Here is a 16,644-nt window from a genome sequence, read left to right as displayed (position 1 = left end):
ACCTCGTGCCACAGCGGGATGCCGCCGCCGTCGTAGAGCCAGCCGTTCATGCCCTGGAAGTTGAGGCCAAAGGGCACGGCGGTGAAGTACTGGGCCGCGAAGGTCTTGCCGGTCCAGAAGTAGCTGTTGGCGTGGTTCATCTCGACCGTGCCGGCGCGCACGGCATCGAAGCCCTCGAACGCCGGAATCAGCTCGCCCGCGCCGTACACGGTGATCTTCAGCCGCCCGTTCGACATTGCCTCGATGCGCTTGGCGAGGTCAGTGGCGCTCCCGGGGCCGTCCATGTAGAACGGCGCGCCCTTGGGATAAGCGCTCGTCATCTTCCAGGTGAACGTCTCTGCGGAACGGGCGACGTAGGGCACGCCAAGCGCGCCAACGGCGGCGCCGGTGGCGAGTCCTGTTTTAAGAAATTTTCTGCGGGCATTGATCATGATCAAGTTTCTCCTCTGTGTGGTGGAATTATTAAAATACGCCCGGCTGCGGCCTGACGCGAACTTGTCGAACGAAGCAAATTATGTACCAGCGCAGAAAATACGCTGAGAGCGCCAAGTTTGCAATGCATGGCCTGCGGGGCCGCCCAACCGTGGTGCAACGCAGATCAAGAAAGCCCAGAATGGTGCATGATCGAGGACATGCCGATGTACCGCGGCGACTCTATTTCCCGGCAAAAAACAAAGCTTATAGGGAGTTTTATAGTAGTGGGTATATTAAGCGAGGTAACGCCATCACATGCATATATAGGAATGCCGGCGGCCCCGCTCCTGGCGCGGCTGGACGCAGCGCACGACATAGGAAGTCGTCATGTCGCGGCTGCGCGTGGCATAACTGCACACCACCGAGTCGCCGCGTGCTGGGCTGGAACCGATAAGATTCAATTGCACGCGTTTTTTCGATTCGGCGATGGAATGTTCCCGCACCGGCAGGCTGCGCTCGTCCACCTCGACCCAGACATGGACCGATGTCGTGCACGCCACCGCACGCGGGCGCAGGTGCTGCGCCGGTGCTGTACCCGGCCCATTGTTGGCTGGCGGCTCGGCGGCGTAGGCCCCGGTTACCATGAAGACCGCGATAAAGACCAATGGCATCAGGCGCATATAACCTCCATGGCGTTCTACCTTAGCCTAGCCGATAAGTCCTTTACGGCAAGACTGCTGCCAGATTTACCTGCCCAGTGGTTGCTCCGATGCGATTTGGGGGAGGAATCTCATCATTGTAAGTACGTTCCGGCGCCTGACCGTGGCCGGATGCCGTCTCCCGCTGGCTCATCGTCGGCTATGCGCGATGCCTTTCGTCACGAACCCCTTGGTTTCCAGCCGGGCAAATCCATGGCACCGCCGTGGGGATCAGCGGAACCGAAGTCGCGAAGGAAGCCGCTGACATGGTGCTCGGGGATGACAATTTCGCGACGATCGTGCGGGCGATCGAACGCGGCCGCTGGATCTACGACAACATCAAAAAATATCTGACTTATCTGCTGCATGCCAACATAACGGAAGTGACGGATTGGCGGCGCTGGGGACCGCGATCTTTCTGGGCCTGCGCGTGAGGATCCGACGGGCAACAGACCCGATCCCATGGCAGCGGACGGCGATATGCGACGCCGCTGACCTGCATCGATATAATTGCTGCTAACGACGTGCCATGCATCCCAAACGGGCAGAGCAGACCTTGGAGAGTCCGGTACCGGAAAAACCACTGATACGACAAAGCGACCTGGCGCCACGCAATCGTTTTGACCGCATGGAATGGGCCGGGGCGTTCGGTGATTTCGGGACGCTGATTCCATTCGTTGTCGGCTATATCGGTGTTTTGAAAATGGATCCCTATGGGGTTCTGCTCGCTTTTGGAATCGCCATGGTGGTTTGCGGGGCGTACTACAAGACACCGTTTCCCGTACAGCCGATGAAGGCCATCGGTGCCGTTGCCATCACTCAGGCAGCTCAGACCGCTGTCATCACTCCGGCAGCGGTGTACGGCGCCAGCCTCGCCACCGGGCTGCTTTGGCTCGTCCTGGGACTCACAGGCGCTGCAAGCCGAATCGCGAAGCTTGTTTCCCGGCCTGTCATTGTCGGCATTATCCTCGGCCTTGGCATGAGTTTCATGCTCGAAGGCGTGAAAATGATGGCAACGCACTGGGTGATTGCTGCAGTGGGTCTTGCCGGTACGCTGCTGCTTCTTATCAATCGCCGTGTCCCGGCCATGTTCCTGCTGCTTCTGTTCGGCGCAATCTGCGGCATGATCTTGAATCCCGATGCGGTCCAAGCGCTGACGGCAGCGTCGGTTGAAGTGCGCGCCCCCCGGTTCGTCCTGCTGGAACTGACATGGAACGACCTGCTCATCGGCCTGGTATTTCTTGCATTACCCCAGCTTCCGCTCACGCTGGGCAACGCCGTCATTGCAATACGCGATGAGAACAATCGGCTATTTCCCGATCGCCCGGTGACGGACAAGGGCGTGGCCACCTCTACGGGTCTCATGAACATCGCGGGCGCCGCCGTGGGCGGGGTGCCGATGTGCCACGGCGCGGGCGGCATGGCCGGGCATGTCGCATTCGGCGCGAGAACCGGCGGCGCGCTGATCATTGTCGGCACATTGCTGCTTGTGCTCGCAGTATTCTTCAGCGGTTCCATTGACGCACTCTTTCGCCTTTTCCCCGCCGCGATCTTAGGGGTTATTCTTTTTCTCACCGGTGCCCAGCTGGCGCTGGGGTCTTGCGAGTTCAGCAAGGACAAGGGGGAGCGGTTCGTAACGCTCGTGACGGCCGCGTTCGCGATGTGGAATATCGGCGTGGCCTTCCTCGTTGGTATCGCGGGTTGTTACCTCGTCAAGCGAGGGTGGTTGAGGCTTTAAAGTCTTCAGCCCTTGTGGAGGGTAATGCGCAGCGATTGAAATCAACCGGTGCGCATGCCGTGTTAAAGCGATATTCCGCTTATTGCTGTTCCTCAAGCCGGTCGGTGGCCGGCGGCGGGGTGCGCGACAGCGCGCTGATCTCCGCGCGCAGTTCCGGTGTCATGTTCACCTGCAGGGAATCCAGCGATGGTTGCAACTGCTCCAGACTGCGCGCTCCGACGATGGGGCAGGTGACGTCCGGGTGCGCCGCCACCCAGGCGACCGCCAGGCTCACGGGGTGCACGCCTTTGGCCTGCGCCAGCTCGGTGAACGCGGCGGCGGTTTCGATCATCCACGCTTCACGGTAGCGGGATGCGTACTCGGGATTGCTGATAATCCTGCCTTTGTCGGGCTTGCGGTTGGAACCGTATTTGCCGCTTAACAGGCCGCCGCCCACCGGGCTGTAGGTGATGACGCCGAGTTCTTCCGCGCGCGCGAGCGGCAGAATCTCGGCCTCCGCCTGGCGTTTCACCAGGTTGTACATGGGTTCGATCACGTCGAAACGCGGCCAACCGTTTTTCGCGGCGATGCCGAGGCCCTTGGCAATCTGCCAGGCGGCGTAGTTGCTGGCCCCCAGGTACAGCACCTTCCCGTCACTGACGAGTTTCTCCAGCGCGCGCAATGTTTCCTCGAGCGGCGTCATCGGGTCCCAGCGGTGCAGGAAATACACGTCCAGGCGGTCGGTGCCCAGCCGCTTGAGGCTGGCCTCCACGGCGCGGGCGATATAGCGCCGGTTCGCGCCCCGGGCGTTGATGTCCTCAACCATGGGCAAAAAGCACTTGGAGGCGATCACCAGCGCGTCGCGTTCGTTTTTCATCAGCCGTCCCAGGATTTCCTCGGCGCGGCCTTTGCTGTAGGCGTCGGCGCAGTCGAAAAAGTTGATGCCCAGTTCCCGGACGGCGCGGTACATTTTCGTGCTCTCCGCTTCGTCGGCATCGCCGCCGAAAGACATGGTGCCGAAACACAGCGATGACACCTTCACTCCCGTTCTGCCCAGCCACTTGTAGTCCATGACGCCTCCCGATCGATGAAGCGCCATATTACAATGTTTTTATCCGGACACGGTGAGATGGGCGAAATGCGAGGGTTCTCGCGCGGGGAAAGCAGACCCTAAATAACCTAAATCGCTGAACAGCCGAGGAAAGCTTCGGCGATAACCGTGCGCGCGGAATTGTAAGCGTGGATGCGGAAGCAGACGGTATCGCCGACGTACAGACCGAGATCGCGCACCGAATCGTAGGTCACGCTCGGGGCGGCAGGATTAATGAGACCGGAGTTCGTCGGCAAGTCGGAGACCAAGGCGTTGGCGGTATCGGCGGTTGTGCCGTAGTACACCAGGTAACCCGAAGCGTTATCGCCGAACGGTTGCCAGCCGACCTGCAGCACGTGCGAGGCCGTCTGCGATACGGTGAGCGAGGCGACCGATATCCCCGCCGCGCTGGTTCCAGCGACCGCTTCGAGTGCGCCCGGCGTGGGTGGTACGGCGCGGCACTGGCCCGCCAAGTCTTGCGCGGCCAGTCCGCTGCCGCACTCAATGACTGTAGGTTCCGGAGACGGCGAGGTAGGTTCCGGAGATGGCGCGGTAGGTTCCTCAGGCGTAGCGATCGGGTCTTGAGGCAGGACGATAGGTTCCTGCGGTGGGACAACAGGATCCTCAGGCGTAACGACGGGTTCCTGCGGCGGCGGGCTGGGTTCCTGAGGCGGCGCGATCGGATCCTGCGGTGGCACGCTAATACTACTGCCGCCGCTCAAATTGCTCCCGGCGAATAAACTCCCGCCACGGATCATGCTTTCGCTGCAGCCGACGAGCAGCGCCATGGTGATGACCAGCGAGCCGCAAGCGATTCGGTTTACGGATTGCCGCCGCGGGGAACGCGGTTCGATTTGCGCGGTGCGTACCGCCGGCGATAAAGACCAGGAGTCACACCGTAAGGACACGGCGTGAAGCGGTGAGGCCTTCGACTTCCAATCCATGGTTACTTCCCTCGAAGCGACTGTGCTGGCAGCCAGTCCTTAGCAGTCGCACCCTCCCGCACGCTTAAGCATGGCGGACATTCGAGGTACTTCCATTGTTGCTGGATGCATGTAAGCGGCAGACCGACAAGTGGGAAGCGCGGAGGGAATCGAGCGACTGTTGGTAACGCGGTGCAATCGACGTACGCGCGGTATGCGCGGCCGGACGGCGAACCGCGACACGAACCCCGGGTGCTACTTGCTGCTCGCGGCCTTCATGAAGATAATCGGGTTCGCGTGCATCTATCCCGTCGCGTGTCGTCACCGCTCGTCATCCCGTGATAAGGTGTGGCGATGAATGCCAAGCCCGTCCCATGTCCCGGCTGCGGCAAGCCCGCCGCGGGCAGGTTCTGCAGTCACTGCGGAACGGCCATCGCCTCGACCTGCCCGTCCTGCGGCGCCAAGGTTAAACCCGGCGCGCGCGCGTGCCCCGAGTGCGGCGCATCCCTCGCGGCCCGGATGGAATCCGAACAAGGGAACGCGCGAGCGATCGTGCCGTGGGCCGCGCTCGTCCTCGCGGCGGTCGCCCTGGTCGTTGCGGTAGTGACCTTGTTCGATCGGGGCGATGGTGCGACGGCAACGGCAAGGTTTTCACCACCCATGTCTTCTAATGTTCCCGCGCCAGGCCAGCCGCTGGACCTTGCCGGCATGTCACCGCGAGAGGCGGCGGATCGGTTGTTCAACCGGATCATGGCCGCCACCGAGAACGGGGATTCCGAGGAAGCACGACGGTTCGCGCCGATGGCCCTTCAAGCCTATGCCAGTCTGGGAACCTTGGACAACGACGCCCGCTATCATGTGGCGTTGATTCATTTGACGGCGGGCGATATCAAAAGCGCTCGCTTGCAACTCGATCAGCTGCGCCAGTCCGTCCCAAAGCATCTCTTGGGTAGCATGCTGGAGCACCAAATCGCCGAACACAGCGGGAACAAAGACGGTGCCGCGCGCTCCTACAAGTCTTTCCTGGCCGCCTACGACGCCGAGATCGCAACGGGGAGAGCCGAGTATCTGGAGCACCGGGGCGGCATCGAGCGCTTCCGGGCGGCGGCGCAAGCCAGCAAGGCAGGAAAGAAATAAACCGGGGAAGTGTCGCTGGGGCCCGCGGTCATGCTGATCCTGCTTATTATTAATATCTGACGGGCGTTCTTCTCCGGTGCGGCTTTCCTGTACGGGCGCCTGATCGGTATCATCGCCCAGGCGATGTCCACCTCACCCTCGACCATGCACCTCGGCGACCACAAGTTTGACCTGACCCATAACGGCTTCACGCGTCATTACATCGTGCACGTGCCGCCGGGCTACGATGGCGAAATCCCGCTGCCGGTCGTCATCATGTTGCACGGCGGTGGCGGCAAGGCGCGCGGCGCGATGCAAGAGACCGGCTGGTCCGCCAAGGCCGACAAGGAAAACTTCCTTGTGGCGTACCCGGAAGGTTTGCCGCGCGATCCCGCGCGCCGCGCGAGCTTCGCGACGAATCCCCAACGCTGGGACGAAGGCGCGCGGCGTTCAATCGTGCCCGCTGCGCAAAAGCACATCGACGACAGCGGTTTCATTCATGCCCTGCTGGATGACTTGGGCACCCGGCTGCGCGTGGACCCGCGCCGCATCTACGCCACCGGATTTTCCAACGGCGCCTCGATGACGTTTCGCGCCGGGCGCGAACTGGCCACACGTCTCGCCGCCATCGCGCCCGTTGCGGGCAGCGACTGGCTCGATGATCCCGTGCTCGCCCGTCCGGTGTCACTCCTTTATATCACCGGCACGCAGGACCCGCTCAACCCCATCGACGGCGGCGAGATCAAATTCGGCGATACCCCCGCCGGCCGGAAACCGCCGGTGCAAGCGTCCATCGACAAGTGGGTGCAGCTGCTTGGTTGCACGGCGGAGCCCAAAGTGATTTACGATCGAGACGGCGTCCGTGGCATCGCCTACGCCGCCGGAAAAGAAAATGCCGAAGTGGTTGTTTATACCGTCGCCGGAATGGGGCATTTCTGGCCGGGCGGCATGAGCCATCTGCCGGAGCGCATCATCGGAAAACCCTCCGATGCGATTGACGCCACGGATGTGATCTGGGAATTTTTTCAGCGCCACCCGCGGCCGTGATGCCGGGATGAACTTCCGATCCTGATCCGGTTCCAGGCTCAAAAGATTTCCACGAAGCGGCGGACAAGCGACTGTTGGTACCGCAGCAAGACGATGGCCACGCGGTATAAACTTGCGGAGACTGCGGAGCTCTAAATTCTCGATTCACGCAAGCCGGATACGGGATTGGCAATCCGGTTCCATGTTGATCTTGTGTGTGGCGCGCCTGCCAAGTAGACTATACAGTCTAACCAGCTAACCAGGCGAAATTCCGCTTAGCCCGCTATGTCCACCGTCGTTGAGTTACCCCCAGACACTCGCCAGCGTCTGTTGGAAGCTGCTTGCGATGCCTTCCGCGAAGAAGGTTATCAAGTGAGCATCGACCGCATCGCCGCCCGTGCGCACGTGGCGCGGCAGACGGTGTACAACCACTTTCCCAGCAAGGACGCCCTATTTGCCGAAGCGGTGCGCCATGCCATCCAGTCGGTACTGATAACCCTGGATGGAGACGGCGCTACGCGCGCTACGCTGTTGGCTTTCAGCGAAGCCTACCGGGCAAAGATTCTGAGCGCCGAGGGCATCGCGATCTTCCGCACGCTGACGGCGGAAGCGCCGCGTTTTCCGGCGCTGGCGAAGCAATTCTTCCGCCAGGGGCCGCAGACGACGCGCAAGCGCCTCGCCGAGTATCTCGCGCGGGCCATGGAACAAGGGCGGCTGAAACGGGATGACCCCGATTTCGCCGCTGAGATGCTGACGGCCATGCTGGCGGATTTCGACCGCCTGCGGGGCCTCATGAACCTGCAAACGGATTTGCTCAAGCCCACGAAAACGGCGCAGGTGGTGGATTGCTTCCTGCGCGCCTTTGCTCCCGAAAAGGACATGCCATGAAACGCCTACCCATGAACCGGCCGAAGGCCGCACCCACTTTCCTTCTCCCGCTGGCGGGAGAAGGTGGCCCGCAGGGCCGGAAGAGGGAAGAGACCGCCCGGTTCAGAGACACAAATCGCGACTATTTAAGGTCGGGCGGCCTCTCCCTGGTTTTATTTCTAACCCTGCTCGCCGCCTGCAGTCCGAATGACAAGAGCGGCCCCGCGGGTCCCGGACCCGGCGCCATGCCGCCGCCGGAAGTCGACGTCATGCAGGTGGGCCGCAGCGCCGCGACACTCACCCGGGAACTGCCGGGAAGAGTGATCGCCGTGCGCACGGCGCAGGTGCGGGCGCGCATCGAAGGTATCGTGGAAAAGCGTCTGTTCAAGGAAGGCAGCGACGTGCGCGAGGGCCAGCCGTTGTTCCAGCTGGACGACCGCACCTACCGTACCGCCGCGCAGGCGGCGGAAGCCGACGTCGAGGTAAAAAAACTCAATTTCTCGCGCGTGGAGTCGCTGCTGCCGATCAAGGCGGTGAGCCAGCAGGAAGTGGATCTGGCGCGCGCCGCGCTCAGACAGGCCGAGGCCCAGCTTTCGCGCGCGCGGCAGGATCTGGAAAACACCACCGTGCCCGCGTCCATCTCCGGCCGTATCGGCCGCGCGCTCGTGACCGAAGGCGCCCTGGTGGGCCGGGGAGAGGCGACGCTGCTGGCGGTTATCGAGCAGCTCGACCCGGCGCAGGTGCTCTTCACCCAGCCCAATGCCGAAGTGTTGCGCCTCAAGACCGCGCTCGCCGATGGGTCGCTGAAAGCGGCGGGAAGCCGGGTCGTCGAACTTATTATGGATGACGGACAGCCCTATCCCAGGAAAGGCCGGCTCATTTTCAGCGACATGAGCGTGGACCCCACCACCGGCTCGGTCACGCTGAAAGCGGAGTTTCCCAATCCCGAACGGTTGTTGTTTCCCGGGACGTTTGTGCGCGTGAAGTTGCCGCAGGGCGTGGCGGAAGGCGTAATCGCCGTGCCCCAGCGGGCGGTGCTTTCCGGGTCCGAGGGCCAATACGTCCTGCTGGTGGGGCCGGAGAACAAAGTCGTGTCGCGCCCGGTGAAAGTCGGAGCCATGGCGGGCACGGACTTCGTCATCGAAGACGGCCTCCTGGGCGACGAGACCCTGATCGTGAACGGCGTGCAGAAGGTCCAGCCGGGCGCGGTGGTGAAACCGGTGCCGCTGAAACCGACCAGCTGACATGGCCCGCTTCTTCATCCACCGGCCGATCTTCGCCTGGGTCATCGCCATCCTGATCCTGCTCGTGGGCGGTATCGCGATCAAGCATCTGCCGGTGTCGCAATATCCTTCGGTGGCTCCGCCCCAGGTCTCTTTCAACGTTAACTATCCCGGCGCCGCCGCGCAGGTGATCGAAGACACGGTCATCAAGCTGATCGAGCAGGAGATGAACGGCATCGAGCGTCTGCTTTACATGGAAGCGGCTTCCGAACTGGGCACGGGTTCGCTGACGCTCACCTTCGAGCCGGGCACCAACATCGATATCGCCTCCGTGGAAGCCCAGAACCGGTACAAGCGCGTCGAGGCACGACTCCCGGAGGAAGTGCGGCGACTCGGGGTGCCGGTGACCAAGCCGACGCGCAACTATCTCTTGTTCGTCGCCATCCACTCCAAGGATCACAATCTCAGCTTCATCGACCTCGGCAGCTTCACGGCCGCCAACGTGCTTGAGCCGCTGCGCCGCGTGCCCGGGGTGGGTGAGGCCATCCTGTTCGGCACCGAATATTCCATGCGCATCTGGCTCAAGACGGAGCAACTCATCGCCTATGGCCTGACCACTGCCGACGTGAAGAACGCCCTGCAGGCCCAGAGCGTGCAGCTCGCCACCGGCGAGCTCAACCAGGCACCGAGCGCTCCCGGAGCCGAGGTGAACGCCGTCATCGTCACGCGCGGCCGGCTTTCCACGGCCGAAGAATTCGGCAACGTGGTAATACGGCAGCTTCCCAGCGGGGCCACGGTGAAGGTGAAAGACGTGGCGCGCGTGGAACTCGGTGGCGAAAGTTATGACCGCTACGCCCGCATGGACGGCAGCCCCATCGCCGCGGTCGCCATTCGCGTCGCGCCCGGCGCCAATGCGCTCGAGGTGGCGAAGTCAGTGAAGGCGCGCATGACCGAGCTCGCGCGCTTCTTCCCCCCGGGAATCGACTGGGCCGTGCCCTACGACAGCTCGCGCTTCGTGGAGATCTCCATCTTCGAGGTGTTGCTTACCCTGGGCATCGCCATGGTGCTGGTGTTCGTCGTGATGTATGTGTTCCTCGGGCATTGGCGCACCACGCTGATCCCCGCGGTGGTGGTGCCGGTGGCGCTGGCCGGCGCTTCCGCGGGACTTTATGCCTTCGGCTTTTCCATCAACGTGCTGACGCTGTTCGCCATGGTGCTGGCGATCGGCGTCCTGGTGGACGATGCCATCGTGGTGGTGGAAAACGTGGAGCGCATCATGCGCGAGGAGCGTCTGCCGCCGCTGGCGGCCACGCTCAAGGCGATGGACCAGATCATCGGCGCGATCCTCGGCATTTCCATCGTGCTCTCCGCCGTGTTCATGCCGATGTTGTTCTTCGGCGGTTCCGTGGGCGCGATCTACCGCCAGTTCGCCGCGACCTTGATCTTCACCATGGCGTTCTCGGCGTTGCTGGCGTTGTCGCTCACGCCCGCCATGTGCGCGACGCTGCTCAAACCGGGCGAAGCCGAAAAGGACGAAAAGCGCCGGTTCAATATTTTTTTCGGTCGCGTCGTTTCCGGCTATCGCGGACTCACGGCGCGCATCCTGGCCCGCACCGGCCGCTGGGTGGCGATCTATCTCGTCATCGTCGCCGCCACCGGTTGGCTGTTCACTTTGATTCCCGGCAGCTTCCTGCCGGACGAGGACCAGGGCTATTTCATTACGCTGGTGCAACTGCCCGCCGGCGCGACCCAGGAGCGCACGGTGGAGGTGCTCTCGCAGGTTGAGCAGTACTACCTGAAACAGCCGGAAGTGGAGAGGGTCATCGGCGTGGTGGGCTTTTCTTTTTTCGGCCGGGGGCAGAATGCGGCGATTACGTTCACCCGGCTCAAGGACTGGAATGAGCGCAAGGGGTATGAACACTCGGCGCAGGGCGTGATCGGCCGGGCGATGGGAACCTTCGTGCTCATCAAGGAGGCGATCATCTTCGCGGTGAATCCTCCGCCCATCCCCGAGTTGGGCGCGGTCGGTGGATTCGATTTCCGGTTGCTGGACCGTTCCGGCCAAGGCCGCGATGCGCTGATCAATGTGCGCAATCTAGTGCTCGGCCTGGCCTCGCAGGACCGGCGGCTCGCCGGCGTGCGGCCGGAAGGCCAGGAGCCCGGACCGCAGGTGTTCCTGGAAATCGATCGGCAGAAGACGCAGGCACTGCAAGTCGACATCGCCAGTCTCAACGACACGCTTTCGTCCGCCATCGGCGTGGCGTACGTGAACGATTTTGTCCGCGCCGGGCGCATCCTCCGGGTGCAAATGCAGGCGGAATCGGATTTGCGCAGGACGCCCAGTGATCTGCTGAAACTCCCGGTGCGGAATCGCCTGGGCGAGATGGTGCTCCTGGGCGAAATCGCGAAACCGGAATGGATTGTCGGACTGCCCAAGCTCGATCGCTATGATGGTAACTCCTCCATGAAGATCGCCGGCACTCCCGCGCCCGGTTATTCCACGGGCGAGGCGATGCAGGCCATGGAAGAAGTCGCGCAGAAGCTGCCGCCCGGTTTCGGCTTCGAATGGTCCGGCACTTCTTTCGAAGAGCGGCTCGCCGGCGCCCAGGCGCCGATCCTGTTCGCGCTGTCGCTGCTCGTGGTGTTCCTGGCGCTCGCGGCGCTGTATGAAAGCTGGTCGATTCCGTTCGCCGTGATTCTGGTGGTGCCGCTCGGCGTTCTCGGCGCGGTGCTGGCGGTGGACCTTCGCGGGCTGCCCAACGACGTGTTCTTCAAGGTCGGGCTCATTGCCATCATCGGACTCTCCGCCAAGAACGCGATTCTCATCATCGAATTCGCCCGCAAGCTGCACAATGAAGGCATGGAGCTCGTGGACGCGACGCTGGAGGCGTGCCGCTTGCGGTTACGGCCCATCCTCATGACCAGTTTTGCCTTCATCATGGGCGTGACGCCGCTAGCCATTTCCACCGGCGCGGGGGCGGCGAGCCGCCGCGCCGTGGGCACGGGCGTGGTCGGTGGCATGATCGCGGCCACGCTGCTCGCGATTTTTCTGGTGCCGGTGTTTTTCGTGGTGGTGCGCAAGTTCTTTCCCGCCAAGCATCGGAAGGAAACGAAACATGACTGAACGAAAAATTTTTTTAAGCCTGGCGCCGGGAAAAATGACGCGGCAACCGCTCGGGGCCGCCGTCCTGGCGTTGCTGGCCGGTTGTTCTTTCATCCCCGTCTACGAGCGTCCGGCGGCGCCGGTGCCGGAACATTTCGCCGGCGTGACCGCGACCGCCGCGGGCCCCTTGGCTTCCTGGCGTGAATATTTTCCGGACCCCGCGTTTCATGTGCTGATCGAGGCGGCGCTCGATCACAACCGGGACCTCAGGATCGCGCTCGCGCGGGTCGAGGAAGCCCGCGCCCTGGCGGGCATCGCCCGGGCCGATCGCTTCCCCACGCTGGAGGCGCAAGCCTCCGGCAACCGCTCGCGCACGCTCGCGAACATCTCGGGGGCAAACCAAACGCTGGTCTTCAACCGCTATGACGTGGGCCTGGGTCTCACCGCTTTCGAGTTGGATTTTTGGGGCCGGGTGGCGGCGCTGAGCGCATCCGCCCGGGCGCAGTATCTGGCGACGGACGAAGCGGCGAAAAGTTTTCGCATCGGTCTCATCAGCGATGTCGCCAACACCTGGCTCCAGCTCACGGAACTTTCCGAGCGCGAGCGCCTCGTGGCGCAAACCTTAAAGACGCGGGTGGAGGGTCTCGACATTACCCGCAAGCGGCAGGAAGCCGGGCTGTCGACCGATCTTGACGTGCTCGCCGCCGAGAGTTTCGCGGAATCGCTGCGCGCCCAATGGGCCGACTTGAAGCGCCAGCGACTCCAGACGGATAACGCCCTGCGCCTGCTGACGGGCATGGCGGTGGCCTTGCCCGCTCCGACGAACCTTGCCAACCAACCTTTGCTGGCCGAGCTGGCGCCGGGCCTTCCGTCCGAGGTGCTGCTGCGCCGCCCGGACGTGCGCGCCGCCGAGCAGCAGCTGCTCGCCGCCAACGCCAACGTGGGCGCGGCCCGCGCGGCCTTTTTTCCACGCATCGCGCTCACCGCCAACTTCGGGACCGCCAGCCGGGAACTGTCCGGCCTGTTCGAATCCGGCAGCAAAGCCTGGCTGTTCAATCCGGTGCTGACGCTGCCGCTGTTCGATGCGGGCCGCACCCGTGCCAACGTGGACGTGGCCGAAGCGCGGAAAGTCCAAGCCGTGGCCAACTACGAAAAAACCGTGCAACAGGCTTTTCGCGAAGTGGTGGATTCGCTGGCCGCCGGGAGCACCATCGGCGAACAAGTGGCGGCGCTGGAGGCCAACCTGCGCGCGCAATTGGCGCGCTTCGATCGGGTTAAGGCCCGCGAGCAGGCCGGCATCGCCAATTACCTGGAAGTGCTGGACGCGAGCCGGGAGACCTTCAGCGCGGAACAGTCTTTGGTGAGTTCCCGCCGCCAGTTGCAGAGCGCCCGCGTGAGCCTCTACAAGTCGCTGGGAGGCGGCGAGGAGTAGCCGCGCGTTGTTTCGTATTCACTTCCCCGCAAAACGAAGCGCCGGCCCAACCGGCACCTGGCTCTAGGGCTTGCGCCCGGGCGGGGTCGCGGGCAGCGGGAAGAGTTTCACCTTGGCGGTCTCGCCGTCGCCCGGCAGTATTTTGGCGACGCCTTCTTTCTCCACCTCGTCGATGCGCACCACCGACCCCACCGGGATGGAGACGCGCTTGACCCCGGCGAACTCGGTCTTTAACCGCTCCTCGGTGGGGTCCACCACCACGCGCGAGCGCTCGCCGAACAGGATGTCTTCCACCTCGACGAAGGCATAGAGCGCGCTCTGGCTGACCTTGCGCGCGTAGAGCTCGTAGACATCGCCCTGGTTGTGAAACCGGATGCGGTAAATCGATCGGGTTTTCATAGGGTGTCATTATAACAGCGCCGCGGTGTATCCGCGCCCGGCTGCGGCGCCTCTTGCCCGGCGAATTCCGTATCGCGCGATACGACCTGCTACCTTGCCTCCCCGGGGCGGGGTTATACTGCGCCGGTCCTGTCGCCGCGTCGTTTTTACGGCGACGGGGCGGAAAACGGGCGAACAATAACCTGGAGGGTAGGAGGAGACAATGAAATATCTGGCAAAGGCAATCGTCATCTTTACATGCTCCCTGTTGCTTGCGGGAGCCGCGACGGCGGATCCGGACCTGATTGTCAAGCGGAACGCGGCCGTGAATTTCGCCACGCTCCCGCTGGACACGCGTTTCCCCGAAGGGATCACCGCCAATCCAGCGAACGGTGATATTTACGTCGCCACCTTCGATGCACCATCACCAACGAACCCTAACCCGAACAACAAGCTGCTGCGCTTCAACCGGCAAGGTCATCTCGTTGCCGCGCGCGACTTTGGCACCGATCCGTTGCTCGGACTGGCATTCGACAGTGCGAACGGGCAGGTCTACATCGCCAACGTCGGTGACTTCTCCGGCACTGGCTCCAGGGTTCAGCGCATCGCCTCGAATTTCAACGCCGCGACGCCCATTGTGAACGTAGCCAATATTTCGGTAGTCGACGCACCTGATGCGCGCATTGTGAACAATCCGGACGGCAGCGTTGATACGATCACCTTCGGCGACAACGCCCGCGTTCCCAACGCCATGGTTCTCGACAGTTCCGGGAACCTGTACGTCTCCGATTCGTTTCAAGGGGCCATCTTCCGGATTGATAACGTGAATGGCTGTGCCACACCCTGCACCATGACGACGGTCAAGCACGACGGCCTGCTGGCGACCGCGGGTTTTCCGCCGTTCGGTGCCAACGGCCTCGCCCTGAATGCCGACGAAAGCACGCTGTTCATCGCCAATACCGGCGATGACCGTATTTTGACGCTCGATCTCGTAACCCTGATGGTTTCGGAAATACCGTTTGCCGAAAGCATCAACGGCGCCGACGGCGTGGCCATGGATTCGCAGGGTCGGCTGTGGGTGGCGGCAAACCAGGGCGATGAGGTGGTAGCGCTCAACAGTACCGGCAGGGTGATCGTGAAGCTCGGCGACTTTCAGGGAATCCGCCAAGACGGATCGCCCAAGGGCCTGCTGTTCCCGGCCAGCCTCGTGATTGTGAAAAAAGAGATTTTCGTGACCAACCTGGCGCTGCCCTTGACCGGCGGCGACGAGCCCGAAGCGGACGTGACCCGCTACACGGTTTCCCGGATGAAGATTCCGGAATCGGACGACCACGACGACGATTAGCCGGCACGGTTAACCGATAACTTGGATCTACCCGCCTTCAAGCTGGCATTAGCAACCCAGTGTTTGAAGGCGGGGACTCACCCGCTTGTGTAGCGCCGGCTGCGCTTATGTCGCTTTAACCAGCGAAATTAAGGAGTGTTGTCATGGCTGACAAGAAAATCATCGCGGTGGTCGGTGCCACCGGGGCCCAAGGCAGCGGCGTGATCCGCGCGATCTTGAACGACCCCAGCGGCGGCTTCACCGCTCGCGCAATCACTCGGGACATCAAGTCTGACAAAGCGAAAGAGCTGGCGCGCCTCGGCGCCGAGCTCGTCGCCGCCAACGTGGACGACGAGGCAAGCCTCAGTAAGGCGTTTGCGGGCGCCCACGGTGCCTACTGCGTCACATTCTTCTGGGAGCACTTTTCGCCCGAGAAGGAGATTGCGCAGATCCAGAACATGGCCAAGGCCGCCAAGGCAGCCGGCATCCAGCACGTCATCTGGTCTACGCTCGAGGATACGCGCAAATGGGTGCCGCTCTCCGACAACCGAATGCCAACTTTGATGGGCAAGTACAAAGTCCCGCACTTCGATGCCAAGGGTGAGTCGAACAAGCTGTTCACATCTCTTGGTGTCCCGACGACGTTCCTGCAAACGTCCTTCTACTGGGACAACCTGATCCACTTTGGCATGGGTCCCAAGAAAGGCCCCGACGGCAAGCTCGCCATTACATTTCCGATGGGTGACAAGAAGCTGCCGGGCATTGCCGCGGAAGACATCGGCAGATGCGCTTACGGCATATTCAAGAAGGGCCGCGAGTTCATCGGCAAGACTGTCAGCGTAGCCGGCGGGCACCTGACCGGCGCGCAAATGGCTGCCGCACTTACACAAGCTCTCGGCAAGGAAGTGCGCTACCACGACGTTTCCCCGGAGGCATACCGCGGCTTCGGCTTCCCGGGCGCCGAGGACCTCGGGAACATGTTCCAGTTCAAGCGCGACTTCGAGCAGGTTTATTGCGGCGCGCGAAACCTAGACGTTGCGCGCAATCTCAATCCCGCGCTGCTGACCTTTGAGGCATGGCTGGCAAAGAACAAAAGCCGTATTCCGCTCGAGTAGCAAAAAGCCGAGGCCTAACCGGATTCCAGTGCTCGATCGTCATGGACACAGGGTCGGGAGAAGGAGAAGCGATATTACGAGCTGCATCATTGGCTTTTCAAGTACAGATACGGAGCGGAATACACGACCCCGGCGTTCGCAGAGTCGTGAGTTCCCGTCTGAAACCGGTTGCGGTAAATCGAACGGGTCTTAAATAGGTGTTTATTATAATAGCGATG

Annotated in this window: 15 protein-coding genes; 10 read left to right on the top strand and 5 right to left on the bottom strand. The window is 62.4% G+C overall.

Features of this window, described 5'->3' with window-relative positions; translation table 11 throughout:
• Both WD823_RS03135 and WD823_RS03130 read right to left on the bottom strand, forming a co-directional pair.
• The coding region (locus WD823_RS03135; RefSeq protein ID WP_368428030.1) for a twin-arginine translocation signal domain-containing protein at positions 1-431 on the bottom strand (431 nt) is incomplete at its 3' end.
• A 294-nt stretch (positions 432-725) separates the two neighbouring features.
• The gene (locus WD823_RS03130) at positions 726-1,085 is read right to left on the bottom strand and encodes a hypothetical protein (protein ID WP_368428029.1); all 360 of its coding nucleotides are present in this window, start codon (positions 1,083-1,085) and stop codon (positions 726-728) included.
• A 251-nt stretch (positions 1,086-1,336) separates the two neighbouring features.
• On the opposite strand from WD823_RS03130, the gene WD823_RS03125 reads away from it, so the two are divergent.
• Positions 1,337-1,546: a hypothetical protein gene (locus WD823_RS03125; RefSeq protein WP_368428028.1), complete on the top strand. Its 210-nt coding sequence runs from the start codon at positions 1,337-1,339 to the stop codon at positions 1,544-1,546.
• 95 nt (positions 1,547-1,641) lie between these two features.
• Positions 1,642-2,850, top strand: coding sequence for a putative sulfate/molybdate transporter (locus WD823_RS03120; RefSeq protein ID WP_368428027.1), 1,209 nt, complete (start codon positions 1,642-1,644; stop codon positions 2,848-2,850).
• 79 nt (positions 2,851-2,929) lie between these two features.
• On the opposite strand, the gene WD823_RS03115 is transcribed toward WD823_RS03120, so the two are convergent.
• Together WD823_RS03115 and WD823_RS03110 are read right to left on the bottom strand one after the other, a co-directional pair.
• On the bottom strand, positions 2,930-3,901 hold the full coding sequence (locus WD823_RS03115) for an aldo/keto reductase (RefSeq protein ID WP_368428026.1): 972 nt from the start codon (positions 3,899-3,901) through the stop codon (positions 2,930-2,932).
• 107 nt (positions 3,902-4,008) lie between these two features.
• Positions 4,009-4,863 carry a hypothetical protein gene (locus tag WD823_RS03110; RefSeq protein WP_368428025.1) on the bottom strand — a complete coding sequence of 285 codons (855 nt, stop codon included), beginning with the start codon at positions 4,861-4,863 and terminating at the stop codon, positions 4,009-4,011.
• Between the two features lie 333 nt (positions 4,864-5,196).
• Here WD823_RS03110 and WD823_RS03105 point away from each other — a divergent pair, with 333 nt between their 5' ends.
• The 6 genes from WD823_RS03105 (at position 5,197) to WD823_RS03080 (ending at position 13,609) form a co-directional block, all read left to right on the top strand.
• Positions 5,197-5,979 carry a zinc ribbon domain-containing protein gene (locus WD823_RS03105; RefSeq protein ID WP_368428024.1) on the top strand — a complete coding sequence of 261 codons (783 nt, stop codon included), beginning with the start codon at positions 5,197-5,199 and terminating at the stop codon, positions 5,977-5,979.
• Positions 5,980-6,102: 123 nt separating this feature from the next.
• Positions 6,103-7,005, top strand: coding sequence for a PHB depolymerase family esterase (locus WD823_RS03100; protein ID WP_368428023.1), 903 nt, complete (start codon positions 6,103-6,105; stop codon positions 7,003-7,005).
• Between the two features lie 264 nt (positions 7,006-7,269).
• On the top strand, positions 7,270-7,872 hold the full coding sequence (locus WD823_RS03095; protein WP_368428022.1) for a TetR/AcrR family transcriptional regulator: 603 nt from the start codon (positions 7,270-7,272) through the stop codon (positions 7,870-7,872).
• A complete protein-coding gene (locus WD823_RS03090; protein ID WP_368428021.1) occupies positions 7,869-9,095 on the top strand; it encodes an efflux RND transporter periplasmic adaptor subunit in 1,227 nt (408 codons plus the stop codon). Before WD823_RS03095 ends, WD823_RS03090 begins: the two co-directional genes overlap by 4 nt.
• Before the next feature lies 1 nt (position 9,096).
• The gene (locus WD823_RS03085) at positions 9,097-12,198 is read left to right on the top strand and encodes an efflux RND transporter permease subunit (protein ID WP_368428020.1); all 3,102 of its coding nucleotides are present in this window, start codon (positions 9,097-9,099) and stop codon (positions 12,196-12,198) included.
• Positions 12,191-13,609, top strand: a complete 1,419-nt coding sequence (locus tag WD823_RS03080; protein ID WP_368428019.1) for an efflux transporter outer membrane subunit — start codon at positions 12,191-12,193, stop codon at positions 13,607-13,609. Before WD823_RS03085 ends, WD823_RS03080 begins: the two co-directional genes overlap by 8 nt.
• Before the next feature lie 63 nt (positions 13,610-13,672).
• Here the strand turns inward: WD823_RS03080 and WD823_RS03075 are convergent, their stop codons facing one another.
• Positions 13,673-14,008 carry a DUF1820 family protein gene (locus WD823_RS03075; protein WP_368428018.1) on the bottom strand — a complete coding sequence of 112 codons (336 nt, stop codon included), beginning with the start codon at positions 14,006-14,008 and terminating at the stop codon, positions 13,673-13,675.
• Positions 14,009-14,210: 202 nt separating this feature from the next.
• Here WD823_RS03075 and WD823_RS03070 point away from each other — a divergent pair, with 202 nt between their 5' ends.
• Together WD823_RS03070 and WD823_RS03065 are read left to right on the top strand one after the other, a co-directional pair.
• Positions 14,211-15,332 (top strand): SMP-30/gluconolactonase/LRE family protein, encoded by a 1,122-nt coding sequence (locus tag WD823_RS03070; protein ID WP_368428017.1) that lies wholly within the window; start codon positions 14,211-14,213, stop codon positions 15,330-15,332.
• 143 nt (positions 15,333-15,475) lie between these two features.
• On the top strand, positions 15,476-16,426 hold the full coding sequence (locus WD823_RS03065; RefSeq protein ID WP_368428016.1) for an NmrA/HSCARG family protein: 951 nt from the start codon (positions 15,476-15,478) through the stop codon (positions 16,424-16,426).
• Positions 16,427-16,644: the final 218 nt, after the last annotated feature.

The organism is Sulfuricaulis sp. (genome assembly GCF_040901545.1).
Classification (GTDB): Bacteria; Pseudomonadota; Gammaproteobacteria; order Acidiferrobacterales; family Sulfurifustaceae; genus Sulfuricaulis.
The sequence above is the reverse complement of the archived record's forward strand: the minus strand, read 5'-3'. Positions and strand labels throughout refer to the sequence as shown.

What these genes read in the sequence shown, in the direction of transcription:
- WD823_RS03130 (WP_368428029.1), bottom strand. Translation starts at nt 1,085, where the DNA reads ATGCCATTGGTCTTTATCGCGGTCTTCATGGTAACCGGGGCCTACGCC.
- WD823_RS03065 (WP_368428016.1), top strand. Translation starts at nt 15,476, where the DNA reads ATGGCTGACAAGAAAATCATCGCGGTGGTCGGTGCCACCGGGGCCCAA.
- WD823_RS03120 (WP_368428027.1), top strand. Translation starts at nt 1,642, where the DNA reads ATGCATCCCAAACGGGCAGAGCAGACCTTGGAGAGTCCGGTACCGGAA.
- WD823_RS03100 (WP_368428023.1), top strand. Translation starts at nt 6,103, where the DNA reads ATGTCCACCTCACCCTCGACCATGCACCTCGGCGACCACAAGTTTGAC.
- WD823_RS03075 (WP_368428018.1), bottom strand. Translation starts at nt 14,008, where the DNA reads ATGAAAACCCGATCGATTTACCGCATCCGGTTTCACAACCAGGGCGAT.
- WD823_RS03070 (WP_368428017.1), top strand. Translation starts at nt 14,211, where the DNA reads ATGAAATATCTGGCAAAGGCAATCGTCATCTTTACATGCTCCCTGTTG.
- WD823_RS03105 (WP_368428024.1), top strand. Translation starts at nt 5,197, where the DNA reads ATGAATGCCAAGCCCGTCCCATGTCCCGGCTGCGGCAAGCCCGCCGCG.
- WD823_RS03090 (WP_368428021.1), top strand. Translation starts at nt 7,869, where the DNA reads ATGAAACGCCTACCCATGAACCGGCCGAAGGCCGCACCCACTTTCCTT.
- WD823_RS03110 (WP_368428025.1), bottom strand. Translation starts at nt 4,863, where the DNA reads ATGGATTGGAAGTCGAAGGCCTCACCGCTTCACGCCGTGTCCTTACGG.
- WD823_RS03095 (WP_368428022.1), top strand. Translation starts at nt 7,270, where the DNA reads ATGTCCACCGTCGTTGAGTTACCCCCAGACACTCGCCAGCGTCTGTTG.
- WD823_RS03085 (WP_368428020.1), top strand. Translation starts at nt 9,097, where the DNA reads ATGGCCCGCTTCTTCATCCACCGGCCGATCTTCGCCTGGGTCATCGCC.
- WD823_RS03080 (WP_368428019.1), top strand. Translation starts at nt 12,191, where the DNA reads ATGACTGAACGAAAAATTTTTTTAAGCCTGGCGCCGGGAAAAATGACG.
- WD823_RS03115 (WP_368428026.1), bottom strand. Translation starts at nt 3,901, where the DNA reads ATGGACTACAAGTGGCTGGGCAGAACGGGAGTGAAGGTGTCATCGCTG.